Raw genomic sequence first — 16,445 nt, 5'->3', positions numbered from 1 at the left:
GGTCCAGCCCTTGCCCCTTGACGATACCCGCCACAAACCCGACCATGCGCAGCAAATTGATCAAGAAGGGTTACCTTATGTCTGTTTTCTTCCGCCGCAGCTGCGGCGCAGCCCTGGCTTATACAATTGCCACCCAAGGCGCCTGGGCCGACCTGACCGCCAATGATATCTGGGCGGATTGGCAATCTTACTTTCAGTCGATGGGCTATACTATCACCGGCAGTCAAAGCAGCGCCGGGGACGTGACCACAATCGCGGACATGACCGTGCTGATGGAACTGCCCGATGATGAGGGCGAGTTCAGCATGGTGGTGCCTGAAGTGACGCTGACGGAAAATGGTGATGGCACCGTCGGCATCGGCTTTCCCGAAAGCTTCTCGGTAACACTGGCCGGCACCGCCGAAGACGAGGTGTTTTCCGTCGATATGGTCTATTCGCAGTCCGATCTGGACATGGTGGTTTCGGGCACGCCTGAAGATATGACCTATGACTATTCAGCATCCGAGTTCAGCGTTGCGTTGCAAGAGCTGGAGGCAGGCGACGAAGCGCTGCGTGCGGATGCGTTTGACGTCAGGTTCGACATGACCGACCTGAGCGGCAGCTCGCGCATGCAGATTGGTGAGGGTCGCACCATCACACAGACCATGGAAGCCGCGGAACTGTCTTACAACATCGCGTTTGAAGACCCCGACCTGGGGGATTCGGGCTTGTTCGTCGGGCAGCTGAACGAGCTGACCTTCGAAGGTGACAGTGTTCTGCCCAGCGGATTGGACCTGAGCGACCCAAGCGCGTTTTATACCTCGGGTTTCGAATTTGACGGTGAATTCACCTACGGCTCAGGCGAGACAAATGTCAGCGGGGTCGCAGAGGGTAGCGAGTTCACCATGGCAAGCTCCTCCGAAGGTGGGCGTTTCGCGGCCAGTATGGACGCCGAAAGCCTGGCCTATGATCTTGAGCAAAACAAAACCCAGATGGCGGTGACCACAGCCGACCTGCCTTTCCCACTGGAACTGGCGATGGAGAAGGCCGGTCTGAAGCTTGATATCCCGGTGCAACCCTCGGATGAGGTCAAACCGTTCGGCTTTGCGATGAACCTGACCGATTTCACCATGTCCGACGTTTTGTGGAGCATGTTCGACCCGGCAGGCACCCTGCCGCGCGATCCGGCCACAATTGCGCTGGATACAAGCGGAACGGCCAAGGTTCTGATGAACATCTTCGACCCGGAACAGGCGGCAGCATTGGAAAGCTCGGACGAGATGCCAGCCGAGTTGCATTCGCTCAAGATCAACGAGTTGCTGGTCTCGCTGGTTGGCGCGCGCCTGTCGGGTGACGGAGACTTTGCCTTCGACAACGAAAACACCCAGGAATTTGGCATGCCCGCCCCATCGGGTGTCGCCAATCTTGAGTTGGTAGGCGCAAATACGCTGATCGACAATCTGATGGGCATGGGTCTGATGTCCGAGAATGATGCGCTGGGTGCGCGTATGATGATGGGCATGATGGCCGTACCCGGTGATGAACCCGATACGCTGACATCGACCATCGAGTTCAAAGAAGACGGCCAGATTCTGGCCAATGGTCAACGCATTAAGTAAATGTGATCGAACAAGGGCGCCCCAATGCGCCCTTGTTCATGACCTTGGATGTAAACACCGCGATTGCATCCGGCTGCAGGTCTTGCGAGACGGGCTGTGCAAGGCTACGTCCTGTGCAAATAAACCGGAGACCCCATGACCCGTACGCCACAAGACCTGACCCAGAACCTGTTGGATGCCGCCCACAAAGCCGGGGCTGAGGCAGCGGATGCCATTGTGATCGACGGCTCGTCGGTCTCTGTCGAGGTGCGGCACGGAGCCTTGGAGCATGCCGAACGCTCGGAAGAAACGGAATTTGGGCTGCGCGTGTTTGTCGGCAAGCAGCAGGCGATTGTCTCCAGTTCCGATACGCGACCCGATACGCTGACCAAAATGGCCGAACGTGCCGTGGCCATGGCCAAGGAGGCGCCCGAGGACCCGTTTACGGGCCTGGCTGACAGCGCTCAACTGGTGACCGATTGGGATATCGACGCGCTGGAACTGTTCGACCCCGCCCCGGAACCCGCAGCAGATGCCTTGATGCACGATGCAATTGCTGCCGAAGCCGCCGCGCTGGCGGTGTCTGGCGTATCACAAGTGTCAGATGCGGCGGCCAGCTACGGTACCCATCGGGTTAGTCTGGCGGCGACCAACGGGTTTTCCGGACACTATGCGCGCAGCTATCGGTCAACCTCCTGCGTTGCGATCTCGGGTGAAGGCACGGGGATGGAGCGTGACTATGACGGCGACGTCCGCACCTTCCAATCGGACCTGCGCACACCGCAGGATATTGGCCGCTCCGCCGGCGAACGGGCCGTGGCATTAGTAGGCGCGCGTAAACCAAAGACCGGCAGCTTTCCGGTTTTATTTGACGAGCGCATATCGACCTCTTTGATCGGTCACTTGCTGGCAGCCAGCAACGGCGCCGCGATTGCGCGCGGGGCATCCTGGCTGAAAGACAATCTGGGGGAACAGGTTCTGCCCGCGCGTCTGTCCCTGATCGAAGACCCGCATCGCCCGCGCATCTCGGGCTCTCGCCCTTTTGATGCCGAAGGCCTGCCAACCCAGCGTCGTGCGATTGTCGAAAACGGGGTGCTGACCGGCTGGACGATGGATTTGTCCAGCGCGCGCAAGCTTGGCATGGCGTCAACCGGGAATGCCGCTCGCGGCGTTTCAGGCCCGCCCTCGCCCAGCAACTGGAACCTGAGCCTGACCCAAGGCACGCAAAGCCGTGCCGATCTGCTACGCGATATGGGAACCGGATTATTGGTCACTTCGATGATCGGTTCAACGATCAACCCCAATACCGGTGACTACTCGCGCGGGGCATCGGGTTTTTGGGTCGAGAATGGCGAGATCACCTACCCGGTCAACGAATGCACCATCGCGGGCAACCTGCGCGATATGCTTATGCGAATGATCTCGGCCAATGATGCGCGGCCTTATTTGTCGCGGGTCGTGCCCTCGGTACTGATCGAAGGAATGACGCTTGCCGGCAACTGATCTGCCCCTTCTGATCGACGCAGCCCTTGAGGCTGGCAAGATCGCGTCCCGCTATTCGGGACCGCAGGCGCAGCGCTGGGATAAACCCGACGGTGCCGGACCCGTGACCGAAGCGGATCTGGCCGTGAACGCGATGCTCGAACAGCGTTTGCCAGCGGCCCGCCCGGGCTATGGCTGGCTCAGCGAAGAAACCGAAGATACCGCCGCGCGCCTTGATCGAGACCGCGCCTTTATCATCGACCCAATCGATGGCACCCGCAGCTTTGCCGAAGGGTCCCGGACTTGGGCCCATTCGCTGGCCGTTACCGACAACGGCGAAGTGACTGCTGCCGTGATCTACCTGCCCATGCGGGATCTGCTTTATGCAGCCAGCAAGGGCCAGGGGGCTACACTGAACGGCGCGCCGATCCACGCGACACAGGCTAAGGTTTTGGATCAGTCCGAGCTTTTGGCAGCCAAACCCAACCTTGCTGCGCATCATTGGCGCGCGGGTCAGGTGCCACCCTTTAAACGGGCTTACCGCCCATCGCTGGCCTATCGCATGGCTCTGGTCGCCGAGGGCCGGTTCGACGGAATGTTGACGCTGCGCCCTAGCTGGGAATGGGATATCGCAGCCGGGGATCTGATCGTGCGCGAAGCGGGCGGAATATGTACCGACCGCCAAGGTCAGCCGCTGCGCTTTAACAACGAACATCCCCGATTGAACGGAGTGGTCGCCGCCGGTGAAGGACTGCATACCATTCTTGCCGCGCAACTTGATGAGGATGGTCCGGGGATTCCGGCATGAGCCAACCCCAATCGCTTAGCCTTATGGCCTATCGGATTCTGTCGTGGCGCATGCCGAAAAACGACGGCAGAACCAATCTGCCCCGCCCAACTGGCGAGGTTTTATGGGTGCACATCGCCGATCCGGACCGTCTGCGCGTGATCGTCGATCTGTGCGACCGTCTGAAACAGGTCCGACCCGGATTGTCCGTGCTGCTAACCGCCCCTCCGGATGCTGATCTTTCGCGTTGGGCGGGAACCAGCTTTCCCCTGATCACACTACCTTTGGAGCAAACTGGCGCAGCCCGCAGTTTTCTGGAACATTGGCGCCCGGATATGGGTCTGTGGGTCGGTGGTGGGTTGATGCCAAGCATCATCACCCGCGCCGCAGAGCAGAAGATTCCTCTGATCCTGATCGAGGCAACCCCTGATGTCGTAAGCGCCAGGCTTGCACGCTGGCTGCCGGATATCAGCCGGTACACCTTCAATTGCTTTGATCATATTCTGACGCCATCAGAAGAGATCGCGCGCCAGATTCGGCGATTGGGGATTGCAACGCCAAAAGTCGAGGAATCCCCACCCCTTCAGATAAGTCCAAACCCGAGGCCATGGCCCGAAGACGAACTGATCGAGGTCACCCATAACCTGTCCAGCCGGCCCGTCTGGTTGGCGGCATGGGTTCAGGATAAAGAGTTTATCTCTGTCCTCAGCGCGCACCGTCAGGCCTTGCGCATGATGCCCCGGCTCGTGCTGGTGTTGCATGTCGCCGATATGGGCGAAGCACTGCCCCTGCAGCGGCGATTGGCATCGATGGATTTACGCTGTAGTAACTGGGACGAGGGTGACCAGATCGAAGACGCGACACAAGTCATCCTGACCTCAGAGCCCGAGGATCTGGGCCTGTGGCAACGGGTCTGCCCGGTGACATTCATGGGCAGCTCGCTTGAGCGTGGCGCAGGCGGATGCGACCCGCTGGAAACCATTGCCCTTGGCTCAGCCATCGTGCACGGACCATTTGTGCATCGATACCAGGGGCTTTACGATCAGCTGGAACAGATCAAGGCTGCGCGCATGATCAAATCCGCAACCGAATTGGGCGACGCGGTGGCCGAACTGCTGGCGCCGGATCAGGCGGCGGGGATGGCGCTGGCAGGGTGGAAGATGATCACCGAAGGCGCGCCTCAGGCCGACAGGTTGATCGAGATGGTGCAGGACACGCTGGACCAACGGAGTTCCGACAATGCGGGCACCTGAGTTTTGGAACACCCCCCCGGATCAATTGGATCTAAGGGCGCGGATACTGGCCCCTCTGGGTCGGGTTTACGCGTCGGCCACCGCCCGCCGCGTCGCATCGGCGGCCGGACTCAAACCGGGTGTGCCGGTCATATGCATCGGCAATCTGAATGCAGGCGGTACTGGCAAGACACCCACGACCATCTGGATGGTCGAGCAGTTGCGCGACAGCTGGCACACGCCGCATATCGTGACCCGCGGTCATGGCGGCACGCTGGAAGGCCCGGTGCGGGTCGACCCCGGCAAGCATTCGGCAGCGCAAGTCGGGGATGAACCGCTGCTGCTGGCCATGTTCGCCGATGTCTGGGTCGCAAAAGACCGCGCCGCCGGGGCACGCGCGGCGGCAGAGGGTGGGGCAACTGTCATCGTTTTGGACGATGGGTTTCAGAACCCGTCAGTCGCCAAGGATTTCTCGATCATTGTGGTGGACGCCCAGCGCGGTTTCGGGAACGGGCTGTGCCTGCCCGCAGGTCCCTTGCGCGAGCCAGTCGATGTCGGGTTGAAACGCGCCGATCTGGTGCTTTCGCTTGGGGATGCCACCGCTCAGGATAGCTTCGCAGCGCATTGGGGTAACACGATTGCCGTGCCGCACGCGACCGGAGTGGTCGAGCCCCTGCAAACTGGCATGGATTGGACAGGCTCAAAGGTACTGGCCTTCGCTGGAATTGGACATCCCGAGAAGTTCTTTCAGACCTTGCGCCAACAGGGGGCTGACCTAGTGCGCGCCGAAGCGCTGGATGATCACCAGCCGCTGACCCCGGCCCTGATGGCCCGGCTTGAGAATGAAGCGCGCCTATTGGGGGCCCAAATGGTGACAACCGAGAAAGACGCCGTCCGCCTGCCCGAAACCTTTCGGCGAAAGGTTGTGACCCTGCCAGTTCGTCTTCGCATCTCGGATGCAGACGCCGTCAAAGAGATGTTGGCAAAGATCGCGCCGTCACCTTAGGGTCGGCCCTGTTCGGGCCGACCGGATTTCTGTTTAGCTGCCCAGTTCAGATTCGATCAGCGTCTTGAAATCAGCATAGGACTGGTTGGACACTTTCTTGCCGTTGACGATGAAAGACGGTGTCGCCTCAATCCCGTCACGCTCGGCGTTTTCCTGATACCAGGCGACCAGTGTCTGGGCACGCGTTCCATCTTGCAGACAGGCCTCAAGCTGGTCGTTGTCGATCCCGGCCAGCCGACCGATCTTGCGCAACTCATCCACGATCTCGGTCGGACCACCGGCGCGGGTCCATTCTGACTGACCCTCATAAAGCAGATTGGTGATGCCAAAGAACTTATCAGGACCCGCGCAGCGCGCTATCATCGACGCCCACAGGCCATAGCGGTCAAAATAGACTTCACGATAAGTGAACTTAACCTTGCCGGTGTCGATGAAATCCTTCTTCAACTGCTTATAGGCCCCCTGATGGAAAGTGGCACAATGCGGGCAGGTGTAGGATGCATATTCGATGATCTCGACCGGGGCATCTTCAGCCCCCTGAACCATTTCAACGATGGTCGAAGTGTCCAGCTCTGCCTCTTGTGCGTTCGCACTTCCGACCAGCGGATTGGCAGGGGTCGAACTTGTGGTTGTCAGCCAATACCCACCAGCGGCAATGGCGACAGCCGCACAGATTCCTGTTGCAATACGGCTCATACTCAGCCCTTTCTCAGCTTTTGTGCTTAGATAAAATGTTGCGGCCCAGACGTTCAAGGGCAGCGCGCAAATCACCATCGTGAATGTCACGCGACACTTTGTCTGCCTCGGCTACAATTTCAGGTTCTATTTCGGGTTTTGGCGGTATCGGCTTGTGATCGAAACTGGCCTGCCCCTCGGCAAATCCGTTCGGAGCGGTCTGGGTGATCCGGATGCGGCTGATCGCGTTGTAACCGTAAACAGCATTCACCTTGCTGCGCAGCTGTTCTTTTTGCATTTCCAGCATCGGAGCCTGCGGCCCGGTGGTCAGCAGCGTCAACGTCGCGCCGATCCCGCCTTTGCTATATCCTACATTCACCGGGCGTGCGATGGAGGCAGTATCCTGACCCACAATCTCGGCCCAATGGGTCAGCAGACGTGACACAGCAAATCCCCGGCTTTCCCCGGCGCGCCGAATCTGATCATTCAGCAAACTGGCGGTGCGTTTGAACCCGCGGGTCGAGGAACGTCTGCGTTGCATCTGGTTTCCAACTCCTGCGCAGCTATTGTAATGAGCACAAGGATAGGTGCCAGCGAAACCTGACAGGGAGTTAGATAAAACTTGCGTGACATCACTGAATTCAGCGTAAGCACCGCGCTCTTGGACTGGTACGATCACCACGCCCGCGAAATGCCATGGCGCGTGGGTCCGGCGGATCGTGTGGCTGGTGTACAGCCTGACCCCTATCGCGTCTGGCTATCCGAGGTGATGTTGCAGCAAACAACGGTGGCCGCCGTGCGCGACTACTTCACACGCTTCACCACGCGTTGGCCTACAGTTCAAGCGCTGGCCGCCGCACCGGATGATCAGGTCATGGGTGAATGGGCCGGACTTGGCTATTATGCCCGCGCCCGCAACCTGTTGAAATGCGCTCGGGTGGTGGCCAAGGATCACAATGGGCAGTTTCCGGACACTTACGATGCGCTTCTGCAATTACCCGGAATTGGCCCCTATACCGCCGCTGCGATCTCGGCCATAGCCTTTGACCGTCGCGAGACGGTGCTGGACGGCAATGTCGAACGGGTCATGGCGCGGCTCTATGATATTCACGATCCACTGCCTGGGTCGAAACCCGTTCTGAAGGAAAAAGCCGCAAGGCTGACGCCCGATCATCGCCCCGGAGACTACGCACAAGCTGTCATGGATCTGGGCGCAACCATCTGTACTCCGAAATCCCCCGCCTGCGGCATCTGTCCGCTGCGCGATCCCTGTCTGGCCCGCGTCGCAGGAACACAGGCAGAGCTGCCAAAGAAAACTCCGAAAAAGCCCAAACCCACCCGCTTCGGTCATATCTATATCGCCCAGCGCGAGGACGGGGCTCTGCTGTTGGAACGCCGTCCTGATAAGGGTCTATTGGGTGGTATGCTCGGCTGGCCCGGGCCTGACTGGTCTGAGACCCCTGCCGAAGCGCCCCCTTTCCAAGCGGATTGGTGCACCCTGCCGGGCGAAGTGCGCCACACTTTTACGCATTTCCATCTGGTGCTGAAAATCTGGACAGCCGAGCTGCCAGCCAACACCATACCAGAAGGACTGACACTTCTGACCAAGTATGAGTTCAAACCCAGCGACCTGCCTACTGTGATGCGCAAGGCTCACGATTTGTGGAGGGGGCAATAAGCCCGCTGTCCAAGCGCTATTGCTCGGGCTAGGCTGCTCTCAAAGGTTCGGAGCACCAGATGATTGCAACAGATACCCTGACCCGCTGGCAGACCGCGATGCCTTTTTGGGTGTCGTTCCTGTTGATCCCCTTGATCTGGGCCACAGCACTTGCGGGTGGATGGTGGGTTCTGCTGGTCCCCTTGTCCACCTGGTGGGCCTTTGCAGCACTGGATCGGCTAACCGGGCTTGATCTGAGCAATGCCGACCCGGAAACGCCCGATGACATCCTGCATTGGTATATCCTGCTGACCAAGCTTTGGGTTCCTGCTCAGTTCATCACACTGTTTGGCCTGATCTGGTATGCAACCCATTCCGACCACTTGACGACCTGGTCCAAGATTGGACTGTTCTTTGGTATGGGCATCCTGTCGGGCACGGTGGGCATCAATTACAGCCATGAACTGATGCACCAGAAATCCCGGCTGGAACGCTGGCTGGGGGATATCCTGCTCGCTATGGTCCTGTATTCCCATTTCCGATCCGAACATCTGCTGGTGCATCATCGCTATGTCGGAACGCCGCGAGACCCGGTGACTGCGCGGTATAACGAAGGGTTTCATCGCTTCTATCCACGCGTTTTATTGCAATGCCTGGTCTCAGCTTTTCAGGCCGAGAAGGACAAACTTGCCCGCAAAGATCGCCCTTGGGCAGACAGTGCAAACCCGTTCTGGCGCTATTGGGCGCTACAGGGCGGGATGCTGCTGCTGGCGGCGCTGATCGGAGGATGGGCCGGGCTGGGATTGTTCCTGCTGCAGGCGGGTGTTGCGATCTGGCAACTGGAACTGGTCAACTATGTCGAACATTACGGGCTGACACGGAAACACATGGGCGATGGTAAATACGAACATGTCCTGCCCCGCCATTCCTGGAACGCCGCGCAAAAAGCCTCGAACTGGCTGCTGATCAACCTTCAGCGCCACTCGGACCACCACTACAAACCAAACCGGCGCTTCCCCCTGTTGCAAAACCACGCGCAAGAGGACGCACCACAACTGCCCTATGGCTATCCCGTGATGACCGTGGCTGCGATGATTCCACCCCTGTGGCGACGCGTCATGAACCCCCGCGTTCGGGCCTGGCGGCAGCAATACTACCCCGAAATCACGGACTGGCACCCTTACAACAAAGCGCTGAACCCGCGGCCAAACGCCTGACCGCAGCGCGCCCCGCGCGCTGCCCGGCCCAACGGGTGGGGTTGCATCTTTGATGCTGCCCCTCCGGGCGGGAGCTCCTTAGTTGACCCAGATATCCATAGGGTCTTCAACACCGCGCACCGGTTGGCTGGTTTTCTGGGCAAATCCTTCCAGCAATGGCTGGCTTGTTGGGCTTTCCTGCAATACCTGCTGCCGCAGCGCATCGCTGATCACAATATCCGCCTTGAAATCACGGGTCACCGCCTCAAGCTTGGCCGCAACATTCACGGCGTCGCCGATCACTGCAAACTCCAGCCGGTTGGCCCCGATATCTCCCAAAACGACCGAGCCATAGTGGACCCCGATCCCAACATGAATCTCGACCTCCCCCGCGCGTCGACGTTCAAGGTTCCAGCGTTCGATAACCTCGGCCATGGCCCGCGCGCAGCCCAGCGCGTTGGTCGCATCCAGCGGCGTTGTGACCGGGGTTCCAAACGTGGCCATCAAGCCATCGCCAAGATATTTGTCCAATGTACCGTTATGCCGAAATACCTCAGTCTCCATCCGCCCGTGAAACCCGCGCAAAACCTCGATCACCTCATAGGGATCGCGGCCCGCCGCAAACCGGGTGAACCCCACGATGTCGATAAACAAAACCGCTACGTTCTCTTTGCGAACCTGTTTCAGTGGCTCATCGTTGTGACTGAGCGATTCAACAACATTGGGCGAGAAATACCGCGACAGGTTTGCGCGTTCTCTCTCCAGCCCCGCATTGCTGAGCAACAGGCGATTGAGCCGCCGCATTGAGATGCCCAAGGTCACCGCAACCATAATGAACACGATGACCTGCTGTATGCGCTGAGGTGCCTGGAAACTGTTCGGGTCAAGCATTTCTTGCAGTTCAGGATGCCCCTGCAACGCCACAAAGACCCGTTCGCCCAATTCTGGGAACGGTGTCGAAAGGAGCCAAGCCAAAACCCACCCGGCCGTCCATATACCCGCTGTCCACGTGCCGATGGCCACAACCGTGCGCCAGGAATAGGCCAACGTTCCTGCGGCAAGAATAATGAAGAAATACTGGAAGTTATCGAATCGGAATTGAATCGCAAGCGGTCGGACTTCGTCGCTAAACGGGTTCGGAACGATCATGCCCAGCGTCATGATCAGCAGATCTGCAAAGATCAAAAGCAGCTCTACCCTGGATTGCCCGACCCGCCCGGCACGCTGAATCAACCAGCCGTTTGCGCAGATTAGCAACAGGATGAAATGATAATACAGAACCTCCCAATTCGGGTTCAGGTAGATCAGCAAGATGCCGGTCAACCCCATGGCAACCCAGCGGGCTCTGACGGCCAGTTCCAGCCCCTCGCGCTTATGCCGCTCCAGCGCCTCTTCGGCGTATTTATGGTCCAGATCAAAATCATCTGGCTGAGTTATGAAAAAGCGGCCAAAGCGGGACGGGTTGGGGGTGACGTCGGTCAAAGTCAGCGCTCCTATACGGTCTGACGTGTTCGCCTATGCAATCATTCCTTGGCCCAAAACAAAAGACCCCGCCGTAAGATCGGCGGGGCAAGGCTGAGTGCCTTGTGTCAGGCCACAGGCACCGGCGGTGTTCTTAAGATCAGTTGTGCATCTCGGACCGGATCTGCTGACGCAGCACGTCGATGGGCACAGTCTTGCCATCGCGTTTAAAGCACCAGTAGGTCCAGCCATTGCAGGAGGGGGCGTTTTCCAGATGCGCACCAACCTGATGGATCGAACCTTTGACATTATCGCCCACCAGGGTGCCATCTGCCCGAACCTTGGCCTTGTGACGCTGGTTCATGGAATAGAGTTCTTCACCCGGACGCAACATGCCACGTTCGACCAACTGGCCAAAGGGTACGCGCGGCTCGGCGCGTTTGCTGGCGCTGACCTCCAGCGCCTCGCGGTCGAACTTACGCACCTTGGCGATGCGTTTTTCGGCGACCTTGCGATAGCTTTCTTCGCGCTCGATGCCGATGAACTCACGCCCCAGCATTTTCGCGACGGCACCCGTGGTGCCAGTGCCAAAGAACGGGTCTAACACCACGTCACCTGGATTGGTCGATCCGATCAGAACGCGATGCAGCAGTGATTCCGGTTTCTGCGTGGGATGTGCCTTATCGCCGTTGTCGTCTTTCAAGCGTTCGTGCCCGGTACAGATCGGCAGCACCCAGTCGCTGCGCATTTGCACGCCCTCGTTCAGGGCCTTCAGCGCCTCATAGTTGAACGTGTATTTCGCGCCTTCCTGTTTCGAGGCCCAAATCATAGTCTCATGTGCGTTGGTAAAGCGCTTGCCACGGAAATTCGGCATCGGGTTCGATTTACGCCACACGACGTCATTCAGAATCCAATACCCAGCGTCCTGCAGGGCCGAGCCCACGCGGAAAATGTTGTGATAAGAGCCAATCACCCAGATCGCACCGTTGGGTTTCAGCAGGCGACGCGCAGCCTTCAACCATTCCCGCGTGAACTGATCATAGGCCCCAAAACTGGAAAACTGATCCCAGTGATCATCAACCGCATCCACCTGAGAGTTATCGGGGCGGTGCAACTGACCTTTCAGTTGCAGATTGTACGGTGGATCCGCAAAAATCAGGTCAACAGACGCCTCAGGAAGACTGTTCATCACCTCGATGCAGTCTCCGGATAGGATCGTGTTTAAAGGGAGCGCGGCTGCGCCCTTTGTCTTGATTGTGGTCATATCACTGCCTCAGTTCCACGGCGCTTTTGCGCTCATTTGGTTGAGACAAGGATGAGTCAAAGATGATTCGCCGTCAAATTCTTTTTTGAATCAGTAGCTTACGATTTACTCTTGATACAAGATATTGTGGACTGGTTTGAACGAACGTCTATGGTGTGGGGTCACACCAAGATTTCGCAGCGCATCGCGGTGTTGTTTTGATGGATAACCGGCATTGGTTTCCCATCCATATCCCGGATGCTGTTGCGCCAAATCCACCATCAGTTGATCGCGCCAGTTTTTGGCAAGGATCGAGGCCGCCGCAATCGACACTGATCGGGCATCTCCTTTGACCACAGCTTGCGCGGGGATCTTCAGGCCGCGCGGGATCATGTTACCATCGATCAGCAGATAATCAGGTGCCGGGCACAGAGCTGCAACTGCCCGCTCCATTGCCAGATGCGAGGCGCGCAGTATGTTAATCTCATCAATCTCGGCCACGGATGCTTCGGCCACTGCAAACTCTGCCCGGACCCGCAACGCCGAATCCAAAGCGGCGCGGCGTTTCGCGGTCAGTTTCTTGGAATCGTTCAACCCTTCGGGGATATCCTGCGGGTTCAGGATCACAGCGGCCGCAACCACCGGCCCGGCCAACGGGCCGCGCCCCACCTCATCCACACCTGCGATGCGAAGATGCCCACTGTCCAGCAGGGCCTGCTCAAGCTCAAAACTCGGAACCATCATCCCCCTGGAAAACCGCGTTTCATCACCGACCGCAAGAAAAAAGAGAGGGCAGCTTACGCCGCCCTCTCTCTTACGCGGTACTTCTGTGGCACCGCTCCTGCTCGTGACTGATTACTGATAAACCACGCGGTAACCTTGTTGGCGCAGGCATGCGGGTTCGTAGGCCCGTTTGACCTTTTTGCCATTCCAAAAACCGACCTTGCACTCTTGTGGCAGGCTACCTGCATGTTTGTAGTGCTTGTTGAGGCAACCGGTCCCCAACAGCGGCCGATCCCCATAGGCATTGAAAGTTCGCAAACAACGCTGGGGCAAATCATACCGCGCCACCCGCTTGGGCAGAGGTTTCACATGGCGCGGCTTTGGGTCCACATGGGTGTACTGCCGCGAGGCACGTTCACGATCTTTGCGTTTTTCCTTGTTGTAATGATTGACCGCCGCACCAATAATCGCGATTGCGGCCAACCCGCCCAATATGTCACCCGTGTCCGCCGCGCGCGCTTGCGAGGCGGAAACCCCGGTCACAGCCATGGCAACCCCAACGATCAGAGCAATGAATTTCTTGTGCATCTTGCTTGTCCTTTCGGATGTGGATGCGACCACCTGACGGGCCGCGCATTCGATGTACCCAAACTGGGCCCGCACCTTTCAGACAGGCAATAACAGGCCCTTGCTATCCAATATCAACTTGCGCAAACCCCTTGTGTTATTGAATATCGGGCCAACCCATGCGCAGGATGTGGCCTATGAAACAGATCATCTCTTCTTTGGCCCTGGCGTCCCTGATATCGGTGGGCTCCGTCGCGTCCGCAGCGGATTGCTATGCGGATTATAAGGCAAAACAGGACAACCCGTTGCGCCTGCATTACGGTGTGATGCAGCTGACCTCATGCGACAAAGGTCAGGCGCAGCAAGAGGTCGCCCAGCGCCTGCAAGGCTCTGGCTGGACCTTGCTGAATGTAATGACAGTGTTCGGACCGGAAGGGTTAGATCAAAGGAAGGCCAATGCCGGAAAATTCTATCTCCGTTTCTGATGCAAGACGCTCTGGTACACGGCTTGTGGGGCTGGGGATCGCCGCGATCCTGATCATCCTTGTCACCGCTGCCGCCTTTTTGCTGTGGACATTGCCCGACGCCAACGCCTTCAACGTGCGGGTCGAGCGGTTATTCGTTGAAAGCGATCTGACATCGCAAACAGAAATCCGGCTGTTGGAAATTTTGGCCCAATCCGGCACCGCCTTTGCGGATACGCTGTCCAGCTATCGGATGGTGATTTACGTCTTATTGGTCTTTTCCTGCGCGATGCTGATTTCAGCCTTTGTGTTTCTCGTCATGCTGGTGCTGCTGAACCGTCGCATGGCCCAGATCGAACGCACCGGGATACAGGTTACTTCCCTGCTGATCAGCCGTGAGGAAAACACTGTCTACCTCAACAACATGGATTTCAAACTGACCCCCGCGGCAATGGAAACCCTGTCCGTTCTGGCGGAATCCCGTCTGGATGACGAGGTACTATCCGGCGCCCAGATCGAAGGAATGATCTCTGGCCGGGACGCCTCGGATTGCGACGAAGCAGCAGGTGCGACACGGATAAAGCGGCTGCGCGATACCTTGGGCAACCAGATGGTCAGCGAGTTGTTGGTGAAAAACATCGCCAAGAAAGGCTATATGCTGTCGATCGAGAAAGATGTCATTCAAATGGTCTGACATCTTTGGGTGCACGATCGCACAGCCGATAAAATCTGCATGATCCCTCTTGGAATGGTGGGCGGAAGGCCCCATTCTTTGTGGACCCATGGCAAGGGAGGTCGATCATGAACGTCCACGCCACACCAAGAACCACTGGTTATGGAATCTCTGTAGAACCGTTAGAGGGCAGGATCGCCATCTATCGGAACGATACACTGTTGGCCGAAAGCCGTAACGCCAAGGTGATGTATGAAACTCGTCTGCCGCCGACCATCTACATCCCACGCGATGATCTATGCGTCGACCTGAGCGCCGAAACCGAGTTGCAAACCTTCTGCCCGTTCAAGGGTACGGCGACGTATCACGACATCACCGTTCAGGGCGAATATCTGGCCAATTCCGTCTGGGCCTATGAACAAGCTTTGCCAGAGAGCATCGCCATTCAGGGCCATATCGGATTCATGCCCGGCGCTTACACCGACATCGATCTGGGTCAGAACCAGCTGCGTGATCCGGATGATGGCAATATCAGCGGCCCATTGATTGACTGGCTGATGCGCGGTGCCTCGACCGCGACGACTCCCGAGGCCTTTACCGAAGCCCTGGCCGAGAAAATGTTGGAGCACGGGATCGCCATCCAACGCCTCAGCATACTGGCCTGGTCCCTTCACCCGTTGATCGCGGGCAAGCATTTTATCTGGGAAAAGGATCAGGAAGAGATTCTGACCCGCGCGCCGACTTATGAAATCTACGATCATCCGGCCTTTATCAACAGCCCCTTGCGCCACGTTTCCAATGGGCTTGGCGGCGTACGTCAGCGGTTGAATGACGAAAATCCGCATAACAGCTTTCCGATCATGGAGGATTTGCGCGAGAAGGGCGCAACCGACTACGTGGCGATGCCACTGCCATTCTCAGACGGGCGCACCAATGTTCTGACGCTGACCTGCGATCACCCCAATGGGTTCACCACCGAAAACCTCGGGTTGGTGTTTGAATGCTCATCGGTCATCGCGCGTTACTACGAAGTTTTCATGCAACGCGAAAACGCGCAGGTTCTGCTAGAGACCTATGTGGGCAAACGGTCAGGCGCACGGGTTCTGGGCGGTGAAATTCGGCGTGGCGATGGCGATGAGATCGACGCCGCGATCATGTTCTGCGATCTTCGCAACTCCACAAGTCTGGAAGAACAGTTAGGGCGTGAGGCCTATATCAATCTGTTGAACGAGTTTTTCGAAACTGTCTCGGAAATCGTGCACGAAAACGGTGGCGAAGTGCTGAAGTTTATCGGCGACGCTGTGCTTGCGGTCTTCCCGGCACTGGATGACCCAGACATCGCGCGCGAAAGCGCACAGCGCACGGCGATTGATATCGTCGAACGGTTGGGCGAACTGCGGCAATCGGGCGACGATATTCACTGCGATTGCTCGATCGGAGTGGCCTATGGGCGCGTGACTTATGGCAATGTTGGATCGCGCGAGAGACTGGATTTCACGGTCATCGGACAAGCGGCAAACATTGCAGCTCGGCTTGGTGAGTTCGGCAAAACGGTTGGCCATCGCATTGTTGTGTCCGAAGACATCGCCCCTGCCTGTGCCCATGCGCAGCCTTTGGGTGAGGTAGCCCTGCATAATGTATCAAAGCCTGTTAACTCCTATGCCCTGCGCACGTCCGCGGATGAGATCCTGAATTCTTAGCA

Annotated in this window: 16 protein-coding genes; 10 read left to right on the top strand and 6 right to left on the bottom strand. The window is 58.0% G+C overall.

The features are described 5' to 3' along the window. Positions 1-77: 77 nt before the first annotated feature. The 5 genes from AC2FGE_RS12985 (at position 78) to lpxK (ending at position 6,084) form a co-directional block, all read left to right on the top strand. Entirely contained in the window at positions 78-1,598 is a 1,521-nt protein-coding gene (locus AC2FGE_RS12985) for a DUF2125 domain-containing protein (RefSeq protein WP_496819632.1), read from the top strand. 135 nt (positions 1,599-1,733) lie between these two features. Beyond that, positions 1,734-3,080: a TldD/PmbA family protein gene (locus AC2FGE_RS12980; RefSeq protein WP_496819631.1), complete on the top strand. Its 1,347-nt coding sequence runs from the start codon at positions 1,734-1,736 to the stop codon at positions 3,078-3,080. Further along, entirely contained in the window at positions 3,067-3,867 is an 801-nt protein-coding gene (locus tag AC2FGE_RS12975) for an inositol monophosphatase family protein (RefSeq protein ID WP_496819630.1), read from the top strand. The genes AC2FGE_RS12980 and AC2FGE_RS12975 overlap by 14 nt, the downstream gene beginning before the upstream one ends. After that, positions 3,864-5,099 (top strand): 3-deoxy-D-manno-octulosonic acid transferase, encoded by a 1,236-nt coding sequence (locus AC2FGE_RS12970; protein ID WP_496819629.1) that lies wholly within the window; start codon positions 3,864-3,866, stop codon positions 5,097-5,099. Before AC2FGE_RS12975 ends, AC2FGE_RS12970 begins: the two co-directional genes overlap by 4 nt. Beyond that, positions 5,086-6,084, top strand: coding sequence for a tetraacyldisaccharide 4'-kinase (gene lpxK / locus AC2FGE_RS12965; protein ID WP_496819628.1), 999 nt, complete (start codon positions 5,086-5,088; stop codon positions 6,082-6,084). Before AC2FGE_RS12970 ends, lpxK begins: the two co-directional genes overlap by 14 nt. A 33-nt stretch (positions 6,085-6,117) precedes the next feature. Here the strand turns inward: lpxK and AC2FGE_RS12960 are convergent, their stop codons facing one another. After that, a complete protein-coding gene (locus AC2FGE_RS12960) occupies positions 6,118-6,780 on the bottom strand; it encodes a DsbA family protein (RefSeq protein ID WP_496819627.1) in 663 nt (220 codons plus the stop codon). Positions 6,781-6,793: 13 nt separating this feature from the next. Beyond that, positions 6,794-7,300, bottom strand: a complete 507-nt coding sequence (locus AC2FGE_RS12955) for a DUF721 domain-containing protein (RefSeq protein WP_496819626.1) — start codon at positions 7,298-7,300, stop codon at positions 6,794-6,796. A gap of 81 nt (positions 7,301-7,381) precedes the next feature. On the opposite strand from AC2FGE_RS12955, the gene mutY reads away from it, so the two are divergent. Together mutY and AC2FGE_RS12945 are read left to right on the top strand one after the other, a co-directional pair. Continuing rightward, positions 7,382-8,437 (top strand): A/G-specific adenine glycosylase, encoded by a 1,056-nt coding sequence (gene mutY / locus AC2FGE_RS12950; RefSeq protein ID WP_496819625.1) that lies wholly within the window; start codon positions 7,382-7,384, stop codon positions 8,435-8,437. A gap of 59 nt (positions 8,438-8,496) precedes the next feature. After that, the gene (locus AC2FGE_RS12945; RefSeq protein ID WP_496819624.1) at positions 8,497-9,633 is read left to right on the top strand and encodes an alkane 1-monooxygenase; all 1,137 of its coding nucleotides are present in this window, start codon (positions 8,497-8,499) and stop codon (positions 9,631-9,633) included. Between the two features lie 78 nt (positions 9,634-9,711). Here the strand turns inward: AC2FGE_RS12945 and AC2FGE_RS12940 are convergent, their stop codons facing one another. The 4 genes from AC2FGE_RS12940 to AC2FGE_RS12925 form a co-directional block, all read right to left on the bottom strand. Further along, positions 9,712-11,094, bottom strand: a complete 1,383-nt coding sequence (locus AC2FGE_RS12940; protein ID WP_496819623.1) for an adenylate/guanylate cyclase domain-containing protein — start codon at positions 11,092-11,094, stop codon at positions 9,712-9,714. A gap of 139 nt (positions 11,095-11,233) precedes the next feature. After that, positions 11,234-12,337, bottom strand: a complete 1,104-nt coding sequence (locus AC2FGE_RS12935) for a site-specific DNA-methyltransferase (RefSeq protein WP_496819622.1) — start codon at positions 12,335-12,337, stop codon at positions 11,234-11,236. Between the two features lie 105 nt (positions 12,338-12,442). Next, on the bottom strand, positions 12,443-13,060 hold the full coding sequence (gene rnhB / locus AC2FGE_RS12930; RefSeq protein ID WP_496819621.1) for a ribonuclease HII: 618 nt from the start codon (positions 13,058-13,060) through the stop codon (positions 12,443-12,445). 111 nt (positions 13,061-13,171) lie between these two features. After that, a complete protein-coding gene (locus AC2FGE_RS12925; RefSeq protein ID WP_496819620.1) occupies positions 13,172-13,627 on the bottom strand; it encodes a hypothetical protein in 456 nt (151 codons plus the stop codon). A gap of 176 nt (positions 13,628-13,803) precedes the next feature. Here AC2FGE_RS12925 and AC2FGE_RS12920 point away from each other — a divergent pair, with 176 nt between their 5' ends. The 3 genes from AC2FGE_RS12920 to AC2FGE_RS12910 all read left to right on the top strand — a co-directional run bounded on the left by AC2FGE_RS12920 (position 13,804) and on the right by AC2FGE_RS12910 (position 16,443). Then, positions 13,804-14,091, top strand: coding sequence for a hypothetical protein (locus tag AC2FGE_RS12920; RefSeq protein WP_496819619.1), 288 nt, complete (start codon positions 13,804-13,806; stop codon positions 14,089-14,091). Further along, positions 14,063-14,764 carry a winged helix-turn-helix domain-containing protein gene (locus tag AC2FGE_RS12915; RefSeq protein ID WP_496819618.1) on the top strand — a complete coding sequence of 234 codons (702 nt, stop codon included), beginning with the start codon at positions 14,063-14,065 and terminating at the stop codon, positions 14,762-14,764. Before AC2FGE_RS12920 ends, AC2FGE_RS12915 begins: the two co-directional genes overlap by 29 nt. Positions 14,765-14,871: 107 nt before the next feature. Next, on the top strand, positions 14,872-16,443 hold the full coding sequence (locus tag AC2FGE_RS12910) for a DUF427 domain-containing protein (protein ID WP_496819617.1): 1,572 nt from the start codon (positions 14,872-14,874) through the stop codon (positions 16,441-16,443). Positions 16,444-16,445: the final 2 nt, after the last annotated feature.

Source organism: Ruegeria sp. YTSA075 (assembly GCF_059610245.1).
The sequence above is the reverse complement of the archived record's forward strand: the minus strand, read 5'-3'. Positions and strand labels throughout refer to the sequence as shown.